The sequence below is a fragment of the Oceanospirillum beijerinckii DSM 7166 genome, from assembly GCF_000422425.1.
Classification (GTDB): Bacteria; Pseudomonadota; Gammaproteobacteria; order Pseudomonadales; family Halomonadaceae; genus Oceanospirillum; species Oceanospirillum beijerinckii.
On record NZ_AULT01000058.1, the window covers coordinates 19,281 to 32,399 of the forward strand.

Annotated in this window: 11 protein-coding genes and 1 pseudogene; 7 read left to right on the forward strand and 5 right to left on the reverse strand. The window is 49.3% G+C overall.

Annotated elements, in window-relative coordinates; genetic code table 11:
* The first annotated feature begins 33 nt into the window (after positions 1–33).
* The 3 genes from dapA (at position 34) to H579_RS26085 (ending at position 2,970) form a co-directional block, all read left to right on the forward strand.
* On the forward strand, positions 34–915 hold the full coding sequence (gene dapA, locus H579_RS0116535; protein ID WP_028301616.1) for a 4-hydroxy-tetrahydrodipicolinate synthase: 882 nt from the start codon (positions 34–36) through the stop codon (positions 913–915).
* 160 nt (positions 916–1,075) lie between these two features.
* Complete coding sequence (locus H579_RS0116540; protein WP_028301617.1) at positions 1,076–2,089, forward strand: hypothetical protein; 1,014 nt, start codon at positions 1,076–1,078, stop codon at positions 2,087–2,089.
* A 101-nt stretch (positions 2,090–2,190) separates the two neighbouring features.
* Positions 2,191–2,970 carry an MBL fold metallo-hydrolase gene (locus H579_RS26085; protein ID WP_245583294.1) on the forward strand — a complete coding sequence of 260 codons (780 nt, stop codon included), beginning with the start codon at positions 2,191–2,193 and terminating at the stop codon, positions 2,968–2,970.
* A 490-nt stretch (positions 2,971–3,460) separates the two neighbouring features.
* Here the strand turns inward: H579_RS26085 and H579_RS0116550 are convergent, their stop codons facing one another.
* Positions 3,461–5,368: a DUF3413 domain-containing protein gene (locus H579_RS0116550; protein ID WP_051227730.1), complete on the reverse strand. Its 1,908-nt coding sequence runs from the start codon at positions 5,366–5,368 to the stop codon at positions 3,461–3,463.
* Between the two features lie 347 nt (positions 5,369–5,715).
* Between H579_RS0116550 and H579_RS0116555 the strand changes: the two genes are divergently transcribed.
* Positions 5,716–6,084 (forward strand): diacylglycerol kinase, encoded by a 369-nt coding sequence (locus tag H579_RS0116555; RefSeq protein ID WP_028301619.1) that lies wholly within the window; start codon positions 5,716–5,718, stop codon positions 6,082–6,084.
* A gap of 79 nt (positions 6,085–6,163) precedes the next feature.
* Here H579_RS0116555 and H579_RS0116560 read toward each other — a convergent pair whose 3' ends face one another.
* Positions 6,164–6,625, reverse strand: a complete 462-nt coding sequence (locus tag H579_RS0116560; protein ID WP_036566464.1) for an Lrp/AsnC family transcriptional regulator — start codon at positions 6,623–6,625, stop codon at positions 6,164–6,166.
* Positions 6,626–6,795: 170 nt separating this feature from the next.
* On the opposite strand from H579_RS0116560, the gene H579_RS26090 reads away from it, so the two are divergent.
* The 3 genes from H579_RS26090 (at position 6,796) to H579_RS0116575 (ending at position 11,554) form a co-directional block, all read left to right on the forward strand.
* Positions 6,796–8,553: an aminotransferase class V-fold PLP-dependent enzyme gene (locus tag H579_RS26090; RefSeq protein WP_036566466.1), complete on the forward strand. Its 1,758-nt coding sequence runs from the start codon at positions 6,796–6,798 to the stop codon at positions 8,551–8,553.
* Positions 8,554–8,824: 271 nt separating this feature from the next.
* On the forward strand, positions 8,825–9,607 hold the full coding sequence (locus tag H579_RS28030) for a substrate-binding periplasmic protein (RefSeq protein ID WP_028301621.1): 783 nt from the start codon (positions 8,825–8,827) through the stop codon (positions 9,605–9,607).
* Entirely contained in the window at positions 9,608–11,554 is a 1,947-nt protein-coding gene (locus H579_RS0116575; protein ID WP_028301622.1) for a putative bifunctional diguanylate cyclase/phosphodiesterase, read from the forward strand.
* Positions 11,555–11,660: 106 nt separating this feature from the next.
* On the opposite strand, the gene H579_RS0116580 is transcribed toward H579_RS0116575, so the two are convergent.
* The 3 genes and pseudogenes from H579_RS0116580 to H579_RS0116590 all read right to left on the reverse strand — a co-directional run.
* On the reverse strand, positions 11,661–12,098 hold the full coding sequence (locus tag H579_RS0116580) for a CZB domain-containing protein (RefSeq protein WP_028301623.1): 438 nt from the start codon (positions 12,096–12,098) through the stop codon (positions 11,661–11,663).
* A gap of 174 nt (positions 12,099–12,272) precedes the next feature.
* Positions 12,273–12,743 (reverse strand): hypothetical protein, encoded by a 471-nt coding sequence (locus H579_RS0116585; protein WP_157834644.1) that lies wholly within the window; start codon positions 12,741–12,743, stop codon positions 12,273–12,275.
* Positions 12,713–13,119, reverse strand: a pseudogene (locus tag H579_RS0116590) (hypothetical protein); the annotation flags it as partial. The gene H579_RS0116585 and the pseudogene H579_RS0116590, both read right to left, overlap by 31 nt.

The window sequence follows — 13,119 nt, forward strand, 5'->3', positions numbered from 1 at the left end:
TTCATTTTTTTCGTGCTTTTTCGGAGATGGCAGATGATCAAAGGCAGTATTGTTGCGTTGGTAACCCCGATGACAACCTCAGGAGAGATTGATTGGCAAGCGCTGCATCGCCTGGTGGAGTTTCACCTGGAAAACGGTACTGATGCTATTGTTGCAGCAGGGACCACAGGTGAACCGACTACGATGTCATTTGATGAGCACTTTGATGTCATCCGAAAGGTGGTAGAACAGGTCAATGGCCGTATTCCTGTGATTGCGGGGACAGGCGCCAACTCAACATCTGAAGCGGTTGAGCTGACTCAGTTTGCTAAAAAAGTGGGTGCAGATTACTGTCTGTCTGTGACGCCTTACTACAACAAACCGACTCAGGAAGGTTTATACCAGCACTTCAAAGCGGTAGCTGAAGCCAGCGATCTGCCGGTGATTCTGTATAATGTTCCGGGTCGTACCGCAGTGGATCTGCACAATGAAACGGTAGTGCGCCTGAGTAAGCTGCCAAACATAGTGGCCATTAAAGATGCGACGGGTGATGTAGAACGCGGTAAAGAGTTGATGGAGCGTCTGAAAGACACAGACTTCCTGCTGTTCTCCGGTGATGATTTGACCGCAGCTGACTTTATGCTGCAGGGTGGTCATGGAAATATCTCTGTAACCGCGAACGTTGCACCCCGTCAGATGTCTGAACTGTGTGCGGCAGCCCTGAGTGGCGATGCGTCTACCGCACACCAGATTAACACTCGACTAATGCCTCTGCACCGTGCGTTGTTCGTTGAATCCAACCCGATTCCAGTGAAGTGGGCGGTTCATGAGATGGGGATGATAGAAACGGGTATTCGTCTACCGTTGACGATGCTTTCGCCTCAATATCATGCGACTGTACGGGAAGCGATGCAACACGCTGGTATTATTGGTTAATTGAATACCGGTTAACTGCACTGGTTAAAAGGTATCGGTTAAGCAAACCTGGATAAGCATTCAAACAGACAGGCTCGCGGTTCTCCGGCTCAGTGCTGGAGAGTCGGCCATTTTCATTGGGCAGCTCTGTTTGGGTATGTATTAATAGATAGGAATACGCATGTCCCGACAGGACTCTTTATTAAAGGTAACCGGTAGCCTTTTGGTCGCCGGTTTCCTGCTTTCTGGTTGTAGCTCTTCTGGTTATTATTACGATCGTAAGACTGACTACGTAAAAGAAACACTTCATCCCCCTCTGGAGTTGCCTGCAAACGCAGACAAGTCCCGTTTTCGTGAGTTGATGCCTTTACCTGAAGTTGCGGCTCTGGAGCAGCTGGATGCTGAGTTTGAAGTACCGCGCCCAGATCCTCTGCCTGTGGTTGATGAAGAGGTGCCTGCAGCTGAGATGATGACCTATGCAGGCAAAGGCGGTGTTAAACCACGCCTGTGGCTGGCTGTATCAGAAAACCCTGCGGTTACCTGGCCGTTATTACAGCAGGAGTTCCAGCGTTTAGATTGGGCTGTGCAAAAGTCAGATCCATTTACGGGACAGCTGCGTTTTAAGACCAATAACTCTTTGAATGGCCAGGTGGTTGAAGCGCGGTTACGTCAAGGTCTGCGCGGCAGCTACAGTGATCTTGAGCTGATTGATAACCGGGGACAGGTGCGTACGGATAATGCTGCCAAGACGGTATTAAATCAGCTGAAAGAAGGTTTGCTGGCGCCTCGTACCGATTCTCAGAGTGTATCCTGGTCGGCTCAAAATCTTAGCCGTAGTAAAAACGTAGAGCTGAAAACTGTGGCAGGTCAAGAACCTGTACTGAGCATTCAGCTGGATGCGGATCGTATCTGGATTGGTCTGGAGCTGCTGCTAGCTGAACGTTTCGATGAAGCGAATGAGAAGCTCATCAACTCTGATGTTGAGAAACGTGAGTTTACTTTGGCCTGGGTGCCAAGCAGTGAACGGGGTACTATTTTACCATCCTGGATCGGTAGCGCTGATGAAGAAGATATTTACCAGCTGCAGTTAACGGGTACTAATCCGGTTGAGATACGGGTAAAACAAAATGGTCAGCCCGCCGATAGCAGGCATGCGCGTCAGCTTCTGGGTGCAGTGCGTCGCTTACTGAACTAAGTACCCGAACATAAATATTCCGATATTTTCCGGCCGAAGCGGCCGGAAAATAAGGGTTTTATGTAGGGAAAAGTACTGTATGCCTACTTAAGGTTGATCATGTGACTGCATTGCGTTTCGCTTCCCTCGGCAGTGGTAGCCGGGGGAACGCTACTCTTATTGAAAAAAATAATACCCGTATTCTGATTGACTGTGGTTTTGGTGTAAAAGACACCCGTGCCCGTTTGGCTCGTTTGGGCTTGGAATTGGAACAGCTGGACGGGGTGCTGGTGACCCATGAGCATGGTGATCATATCGGAGGTGTTGGGCGCATCGCCCGGGCGTCAGGTATGCCTGTGTTCTGTACTGCGGGCACTCATCTTACCGGCCGCTTGGGTGATGTACCGGATCTGCGTCTGATCAGCAGCCATCGCAAATTGGCTATTGGCGATCTTGAGATCGAGCCTGTGCCCGTGCCTCATGATGCCAAAGAACCCGTACAATATGTGGTGGGGGATGGGCAGCAGCGTATCGGTATACTGACCGATCTGGGTAGTATCACGCCGCATATTCGTCACTGCTATCAGCACTGTGGAGCCCTGATTCTGGAAACCAATCATGATCCTATGATGCTCCAGCATGGCCCTTACCCGCCTAAGCTAAAACGTCGGGTGGCTGGTAACTTTGGTCATCTGAGTAATGAGCAGGCCCGAGTGCTATTGGCCGAACTGTTACACGACAAACTCCAGCATGTCGTAGCCGCTCATATCAGTGACAAGAACAATACCTTTGACTTAGCGCGTGCTGCTTTACAGCCGGTATTAAATGTTCCTGCAGATGAGATTCCTGCTATTGATCAGGAAGAGGGATTAGGTTGGTTTAGCCTTAAAGCCTGGAACTAAGCCTGGAGCTGATGCGACCTTAACTGTCACTTGTCAGTGAAAACGGTTTTTATTTTGTAACTGAATATACTGTTTTTACAGGAGGGTTCAGTTACAAAAAAATTCATATTATGTTGCTGTGCGGCAAGTGGTTGCTTCTGTTCATATTTTTCCTTCTAAAGTGATACCCCCTTTATTTATGCGGCCTTCAGGCGTTTGAAAATGGCTTGCAGGCTAAAAAAACACCTATACTGACAGTGAGCCCGGCACGTGGTGCGGGGTGTTCAGTCTAAGATCACTGGCTACGAATGGAGGGTTTGGCCATGTTTAAGTCTGACGAACTATTGGATCTTTGGTGTGCTGCTCAGCAACGCGTGATCGAATGGGAATCAACCTGGCTCGCTTAGGGAGTTAATGCTGAATGTCTCTACTCAATCGCTTTGGAATTGGATGCCATATTCATTTAGCATATTAGCCCGGCCATAAGACCGGGCTTCTTTTTATGGGGAGCTTATTGGTAAAACATAGACATCTGTCTGATCGACTGCATACCCGCCTGGGTTGGCATAGTTTCGTTCTTAATTGTTTTATTTTCAGTATCCAGAATTTCGTAATTACCTGTTGGATAAGTCGCAATAATGCGGTCTTTGCCGACGATACCGTAGTTAAAATAGCTGTGTACAATCAGCCAGTCCCGCTCAGCTGAGGGCTGAAAAAGGTTATGACCAACCGCATAGTCTGATGTTGGATTGGTACAGCCCAATACCTCAGTCATGATGGTAGGGGCAAGATCATAATGGGACGTACGGTGATCAATGCGCGTTTTCTCTTTTCCTGGCCACAGTATTAGCAGAGGGGTTTTACTCTGGTAGTGGCTAAAGTTACTGCCGTGTCCCCAGAAGTTCTGTTTCAGGTCGTTAAATTCTTCGCCATGATCCGATGTGATCACGACTACAGTCTCTTCAAGCAAACCTTGATGATCCAGTTTGTCGATAAGCTGACCGATCTGCTCATCCAGGAAAAAGGCGGCATTTTTGTAACGGTTAAAATAGGGCTCAGGATCAAAGTCATTGTTAAGCTTGATATGATCCACACGCTTCCACTGAGGCTGAAACTTCTCATACCCTTCAGGCACGTCATAGCCATGAATGGCATCTAAGAAGAGAAAGCCAAAAAACGGCGATTGCTTTGGTTTATTTTGAATAAAGTGTTCAAAGTTTTGGATCGCATTCTTGTCTCTTTCAGAAGGGCTGGGTCCTTCACTCTTTAAACGCAGGTCAGGTACAGACGCAAATACGGTACGATCAAAGGCCGGACTGAGTAGCGTTGCAGAGCTGAATATACCCATGGCATAGCCCTGGCGTTGATGCTCTCTGATCCAGAGTGCGCCTTGCTGAGCGGAAGCGAAGCCATCCCAATAAGTTGCAGGTAGACCAAAGAAGAGAGTAAAAATCCCCCCTTTTGTCACATTACCGCCGCTGAAGTGATCGGTGAAATACTGGGCGTTACCCTGCTGACTCAGACGATAAAGGTTTGGCGTAATCTCAGGCGTTAATGTATCTGCCCGCATCGCATCCAGCGCAATCACCAGTACATTCTTAGGCTGTTCCTGTGCGCTACACTGCAGCGGGTTGACGGGATATCGCAGGCCTTTATTACCGGTGTGGGTATTGAACGCTGTCTCCGGGCGAATCTGTTCAGGGTCAATCCAGCCCCGCTTCACTAAGGCTCGCTTGCCGGTAGCGGGATAATAGCTGGGGAAATGCCGGGTGATACCGGTCACTTCCGTATCGTAGTGAGCCTCATACCAGACGTGTAAAATATGGCTGGTGGACAGTGCCAGTAGCCAGATGGAGAACAGAGCGTAGCCTTTACCCTTAAGTCCGGGCTGCTGTATACACCAGGCTGTACCAGATAGTACCAGTAATGTCAGGAGTACTATCGCAGCCAGGATAAGCGCGGTTACCAGCAGTGTTAGCCAGGATAACTGAATGATTTCACCTGCGCCGGGACCTGTCAGCATATCCCAGATAAAGCCGCTTAAATGGAACCGATACTGAGCATAGATCTGAGTATCGACCACCAGCAAACTGAGCCCCAGGAAGAGTATAAGAGCGGATAGTGGCAGTACCAGTTGACGATAGGGAAGCAGTAAGGCAACAGGCAGCAGCAATAGACAGCCAATAACCGGGAACAGGGCAAAGTGGCCGATGTAGGCGCTGATCAGGTAGATAATACTGTGGGGCTGGCTGACCTGAATATAGCCTAGGTACTGACTGGCGATCAGGTATACGGCAAGGCTTGCCATAATCGCCAACCAGCTGCAGAAACGGAACCAATCCTTACGGGTAAACTGTTCGCTGGCTGACCAGCTGAAGAAGAAAGGGGTTGTCCATTTTGCAATGGTCCTATTGTGCATAGCTTGAGCCTTTATAATGGGATGGGCTGAATAGTGGGATGAGCTGAATAGTGGGATGGGCTGAATCAGCTCATGCATCCATCGATTGAGTAAGCTCTCTATATTAACATGACTGATCAGAATGCTGATTATTCCACCAGGTAAAAATTGATCAATCCCGCTACTGTTTTACGTTGGTTTTCTTCATTGACGAGATGGAATGCTTTCTATCCGAGGCATGATAAAATACCGGCATGAGCGGTTTCAGCTGCGGTTCAGAAGCACTTTTATCGTATCGATTGTTTTTATCTATTCACTGTGATGGCGCTTGCGCTTAAAGCAGCAAAGATCTCTGTATTAGGACTAACATGAAGCCAGGACATACCGGTTTTAAACATCTGATTCACTCGACAGGCTACTCAATTAAAGGCCTTAAAGCCGCCTTGCGACATGAAGCGGCGTTTCGTCAGGAACTGTTTTTGTGTCTGTTGCTAATCCCCAGTGCGTTCTGGTTGGGACAAACCACTCTGGAACGCTTGTTGCTGATCGCCTGCTGCTTTCTGGTCTTGATTGTTGAGTTGATCAACTCAGCCATTGAAGCGGTTGTCGACCGGATCGGTCCTGAGCACCATGAGTTATCAGGCAGAGCCAAAGATATCGGCTCTGCGGCAGTGTTTGTCGCTTTGGCTCTGACCGTGATTGTCTGGGGCAGTCTGGCTTATGAGCGCTTTTTCTAGCCCCGTTTCTTAGGCTGTATCCTTGTTGGTCTCAGCCTTTCGTTACCCCGTTTTCCCTGGGATCACCGCTTCCCCATGATCACAGCTGATCCAGGGGAAGCTCTGTGGTGTGTTTCATCTCTTCCATGACAAAGCTGGCACTGACATCGGACAGGTCTGCATCGATCAGCTTTTTATACAACCGATCATAACCCTTCATATCACTCACCACCGCCTTGATCATATAGTCCAGATCGCCGCTCATACGGTGTACTTCCAGAATCTCGGGGATATTCTGCGTCACCCGCTGGAAGTTCTGTGCCCAGCCTGCATTATGTTGATTGGTGCATACTGAGATATATACGGTTAGTGGTAAACCCACTTGCTCGGCATTCAATAACGCCACCCGCTTTTCGATCACGCCCTGTTTTTCCAGTTGTTGCATCCTGCGCCAGCATGCGGTTTTGGAAATATTTACTTTTTCGGCCACTTGCCCCACAGACAAGGTGGCATCCCGTTGCAGTAGCTCAAGAATCGCTTTATCGGTACGGTCTATTTTCATCTGTTCTGTTTTAAAGTCAGTAAATGGAATAAGTATTTTTAATATGGCTCTAATAAGGAATTATATTCCTGAATTGATCGTAGTAAGTGTCGAAATACAAACAATGTTCTTCAGGGCTGCTTTTACACTGTTATAAAGCATTAGGCCGGTGGGCCATCCTGGAGAGAGTCATGCAGTCGATCAGTTTTCAGCAAATTCGCGACAATATCATTGGTGAGCATACCCAGATAGAGACCCCGTTTGGCACTAAGCCTCTGGTTTATGCCGACTACACGGCATCCGGTCGTAGCCTGAGGTTTATTGAAGACTTTATTCAGTACAAGGTACTGCCGTTTTACGCCAATACTCACAGTGAAAGCTCGTTTACCGGTCGTCAAAGTACCGTGCTGCGTGAACAGGCCCGTCAGATGGTGCGTCAGGGGTTAAGGGCGGATGACAGCTACCAGGTGATCTTTACCGGTTCTGGTGCGACGGCGGCGATCAATAAGCTAATTGCGATGCTGAACCTGGCGCTCCCGGCTCAGCTGGATAGTGAATACGGTTTTCAGCAACAGATTGCGGAGCAGGACAGGCCCGTGGTCTTTATCGGTCCTTATGAACATCACTCGAATGAACTGCCGTGGCGTGAAAGTATTGCCACGCTGGTACGTATCCCGCTGACCAGGCAAGGGCAGTTGGATCTGCAGGTGTTGGAGCAGAAACTACAGCAGTATCAGAATCGCAGTCTGAAGATAGGTAGCTTTTCTGCGGCGTCCAATGTCACCGGTATCAAAACCGATATTCTGGCGGTGACCGAGTTGTTGCATAGCTATCAGGCGCTGTCTTTCTGGGATTATGCCGCGGCAGGGCCTTATGTGGGCATTGATCTGCAAACCTCTCAAGCGGATGCACTGTTTATCTCACCTCATAAATATATCGGTGGGCCGGGTACGCCGGGTTTACTGGTGGTGCATAACCGGGTGATCAACAATAGCGTTCCTGCGGTGCCGGGTGGTGGTACTGTGGTGTATGTGACGCCGGAAGACCACCAATATGTCGCCGATGCTGAGCGTCGTGAAGAGGGTGGTACGCCTGCGATAGTGGAATCGATTCGTGCCGGTCTGGTATTCCAGTTGCAGCAGCAGGTGGGTACAGATGTCATTGAACACAATGAACATCGACTGATTCAAAACCTGCTGTGGCGTTGGGCGGATCAACCCAATATTCAGGTGCTGGGTAATACGGAGGTGGAACGCCTGTCGATCTGTTCCTTCCAGGTGCTGCATCGTGACCAACAGGGCCAGAGCAAACCGCTGCATTACGGTTTTATTGTTGCGCTGCTGAATGACCTGTTTGGTATTCAGGCCCGTGGCGGCTGCTCTTGTGCAGGGCCTTATGGTCATGAGCTGCTGGGGCTGGATATGGCAACCAGTAAGGCGCTGGAGCAGCAGATTCTGTCGGGCAATGGTGTGCTGCGTCCGGGTTGGGTGCGTATCAACCTGAACTACTTTATTGATGAGCCAACCGCAGATTATCTGGCCAGTGCCATTGAGCTGGTTGCGGAACATGGCTGGCGTTTACTGCCCTATTATCGTTTTGGTGCGCAGCAGGGCGTGTGGCGTTATCAGGGCCAGCAAACGGAACTGCCGGTTGATCTGACAGATGCACAGAGCTGGCTGTTAGGCGAAGACGATGGGCTTAGAGAAGGCAGTATACCTAGCGAAAGCAATATGCCTGGAGAAAGCAATAAATTGCATGAAAGCAGTAAATGGGGCGCAGGCAATCAAGCCACGGCTGTGGATTATTCGGAATTGCTGGCGCAGGGGGAAGCGCGTCTGACTCAACCCCGCGGTGAGATGACTTACAGTCTGGAGTTGTCTGATGTCGCAAAAGAGCTGTGTTGGTTTGCTCTGCCGCAAGAGATGGATTTCAGGAACGAATGCTTTTAGCAAAAATATGCGTCAACGCTCGCCCGATAGGGCGGTGAGCAGTCACGTCATGCTTCTTAGCCTTTCGACATAAGGGCTAACGTTTACTCTCTCTTTGTCATATTAGTGACATATAACTGCTATTGAATGGCACTGTTAAAATAGCGAATAAGTGAACGATAGCGTGATATTCTGCCAAAGTGTGTGGTGGCGTTGGGGTCAGTGCCTAAGGTGCTGTTTTAGCGTATGGCTTACGCGTACGCCTGGTTTTGGGGTTCTGATAATCCCTCTTATGTGTTTACTCTCACTGTCACTTCCAGCTCAAGCCAGTACAAAAAAATTACTGGTCATTGGTGAGGAATTTGCTCCTTATGAGTTTGTGCAGGATGGTCAGGTTGTCGGTATCGATATAGATATCTGCGACCGTATCTTTGCCAGGCTGGGCTATGACGTTGAATACCGCATTATGCCGTGGAAACGGGCCTGGTATCACGTGGAAAAGGGGTTGGCGGATGTGATCCTGACCACCAGTCGTAAGGCGGCACGAGAACCTTTTGTCTGGTATCCCAAAACGGATATGTGGCAGGGGGATTTTGTTTTCTTCTATCAGAAGGGGCGCTTTAAGCCTGAATTTCTGGATCTGCACTATGCCAAAACTCAGGGGCTGAGTGTGGGAATTATTCAGGGCAACTCCTATCACCAAAGTGTCTGGCAACAGTTTCCTTACGGTAACGGACGGGATTCATTTCAGGGGGATCTGACCCGGGAGACACTGCACCCACAACTCTACCCGGTAGCGAGTCTGAAGCAGAACCTGCTCAAAGTCGCCAGCGGTCGTGTGGATGTCACCATAGCCAATAAAACCTACGGCATGTACACGGCCAAACTGTTGGGTGTTGCAGATCAGTTGGCGTATTCCACCCAACCGCTCTACAGTAAGCGTTATCCGGCAGCCTTTATCAAGCGCTCTGTACACCCTGATATCCAGCAGATCGCCACTGAGTTTGATCGGGAATTAGCTACATTTAAAAAGACACAGGAATATCAAAACATTATTGCTAAGTGGCTGAACTAGATGCGCACCATCACCTCTAAACTGATCCTTTCCTCTGTACTGTTTGCCATCTTAACCACGGGGATCTATACCGGGCTAACCTTGATGGCAACGGTCAGCAATGTGCGTATGGAATTTCAACAGAGCATTGATCGCTTTAAACACGTTCATCTGCCTTCTCTGGAGGAGGCGATCTGGAACTTCAACGACAGCCAGGTGCAGCAGATAATCGAGGGTGTCACTACCTCCTCCTATATTAAGCGGGTTGAGGTGGAAGCCCTGCCCTATATGGAACTGGAGTCCGGCACCATGCCAGTGGACTCCCGCTTTATCTCACTGCCGCTCAATCGGGATGACCAGCAATTTGCCTTTATCCGGCTTTATCTGGACGAAAGTGTGCTGGAGGCCGGGATCAAGGATAAGGTGATCGACGCTCTGTATTTCCTGCTGATCTTTCTGCCACTGCAGGCGCTGGCGATCTTTTTTGTCGTTAAGTGGTCGGTGCTCGATGGTTTGCAGCTGGTGACCAGTAAGATTACCCAACTCTCTTTTGATCGCATGGGACACCAGATCAGCTTTCCCCGTCGCCAACCCTATGAGATTGAACTGATCAAAGACAGTATTAACGATCTCAGTGAACGTCTGGAGCATGAGCAGGCTAAAGCGGTGGCTTATCAGTTGAAGCTGGAAGAGGAATCGAATTATGACTCCGTCACCCGCTTGCCCAACCGAAAGAACTGTCAGAATTATCTGAAGCAGCGTTTGGCCGCCAATGATATGGCCTCCCTGTTTGTCGTGCATGTGGACTTTATCAACTTCAAGTCGATCAACAGCCTGCACGGCAATGCTGCCGGGGATGAGTTCCTGGTCGCGACCAAAACCGCCATTGAAAACCTCTACGCGAGGGATTTTTATATCTCCCGTTACGGCAATGATCGCTTTGTGTTGCTTAATAAAACGCCCATCACCGAAGGCAATATGGTGACGATCGCGGGTCGTTTGAAAAAACGTTTGGAAGATATGTTCCAGTTACGGGAATCCGGTGTCTCGGTTTCTCTGTCGGCGGCGATCGGTATTGCGCAATATCCGAAAGATTTTACCAATGCTGAGCAACTACTGCTCAGTGCCGAGCGCATGGCGAAGCTATCCAAGAAAAATGCTCAGGTGGTGTTTTATCAGGGCACATTAGACAAAGAGATCAACGACCGGGATCGTATTCGTCACCTGTTGTTCCGGGCGGTACAGGATCAGGATTTTTTCCTCAATTATCAACCCATCGTTAATATCAATACAGGACAGGTCTCCGGTTATGAGGCACTGATCCGTTGGCACAGTTCAGAGATCGGTTTTGTACCGCCGGATTCATTTATCGGTATCGCAGAAGAAGAAGGCATGATTATCCCGATTGAGCAGTGGGTGATCCGTCAGGCCTGTCAGGATATCGCCCGCTTATCGGCACAGGAAGGTCGGCCTATCAATGTCGCCATCAATGTCTCTTATCTGCATTTTGTTGCGGATTCCTTTATTGATACCTTGAAGCGGGCGTTGGATGAGGCCGGTGTCTCGCCATCCCAGATCGAGGTGGAGCTGACCGAACGGATATTGGCGGAAGATGGTAAGCAGCTGGAGATGAAAATGCGTTATTTGAAGTCCATGGGGATTAAGATCTCTATTGACGATTTTGGCACCGGTTACTCTGCGCTGAACTATATAAAAGACTTCTCTTTCGATCTGCTCAAGATCGATAAGTCTTTCGTGCAGTCGATGTTATCCAACGAGAAAAATCAGGCGTTAGTGAAGAATATTATCCGCCTGGCTCACGATCTGGACATTAAGGTGATCGCTGAAGGCATTGAGCTGGATGAGCAGTACCAAAAACTGAAACTGTTTAACTGCAACTATGGCCAGGGTTATCTGCTCAGCAAACCGATGAAGTTTGACGATCTGGAACCGGGTGCCCGATTTTAATAGGTCAAACCAGATGGCGCTTTAAACGCGGAACCTGGAAAAGCCTCCTTATGTTTCAGTGTTCTGTGTTCCGTATGTCTGGTTAGAAAAAAGCCTCAGGGGCCGACTAGCCCCTGTGAGCCCCATGCTTTTCAACTACCATCTTATCCAGATTTTCGATCACATTATCACTGGCTTGTTCGACGTCGGAGAAGGATTCAAACAGCTGCTGCTGTACCTGAGGACTTTGCTCCCAATCACCGGTGAGTGCATCCAATGCTTGCTGCATTGATTCGTGTACCCGATGGTGCGGTGCGTCCACTGCTTTATAGGCATGTAGATGGCCAAAGTCGTTCTGAGACTCTTCGCCATCCAGCCATTTACCCAGACGGCAGTTAAATTGATTCACCCGGGCAGCCTGAGCATTTGCAGAATCCAATCCCAGATTGACGGCGGTATAGCCGTTTTGTTTGTAGATAAAGTGATCCAGTTTTGCCAGTGAGGCAAAGCTGACATCGTGAATATAGCTGATACGACTCAGGGCGCTGTCTGAAGCCGATGCCACCCGGCTAAAGCGGCTTTCAAACTGGTCAAGATTGTCCAGTGTCGTATTGGATCTTTAAATCCTAAAAAACCAATAAAAACAAAAAGATAAATACGCATTAAAAGCGTAAGGCGCAATATAGGCGCACCACGCCAGCAAAAATACCGGATTAAACTACCACCAATCTCTGCTTTTTCATTGCTGTACCACCACTGGATCAGGGGCCGTTACCACCACCGGATCAGGGGCTGTGACGACTACAGGCGCTGGCTGATCAACCACAACAGGCGCATGGGTCGAGTCACTATTGTAGCTACCGCTCACATTGTCCCCCGTATGCTCAAAGCCGGTTTTAACAATACCCGTCACTGCAGCCCAAGGTGCCGCCCCGGCAGCAACAGATCCCGCAGTGTTAATCAGTGTATTCGCCACGTCATAGCCGTTCGTTTGCTTAGGCAGGCTCAACTTGTCGCGGGGGTCTTTATAGCTCAGGCTGCACGGACCACTACAACTGATCTGTAACGTTTGTTGCTTTGCATACTCACTCATCAGCGCCGCTTGCTGCTCTGACGTGATTTGATTGCCACTGCAGGCAACCAACGCACCACTACCCACAAGACAAAAAAAAGCCCGCACTAGGCGGGACGGGTTGCTTCTACATTGCATCTGTATTCTCCACTATATCTATGTGTTACACGGTCAATAGACCACTGACCATCCGCCCGGTTAAATGGGAAAGCACTCAGATTAAGCAGGCACTCTGCCGCCAGCATGGGATTGCCTGGACAATCCAATCTCAAGTAATCACCCTGCCGGGTTATCCGGTGCATCTCTGCCTTAATGGCGTCCATCGCTTTTTCTTTTGAGTCGTACCGATCCGGCAGCCGTTTACGGGGCGTACTGCCGACCTCTTCTTTTATTTCCTCTGCTTTTTCATGGTCGTACCAATGTGCAGTGCAGCCATTGAACTGGCGTTTTTCCGGCCCGGATACCGTGCCTGTAACGTACCCAGGATAAGCCGGTATATTCTCCTGAGGATGCT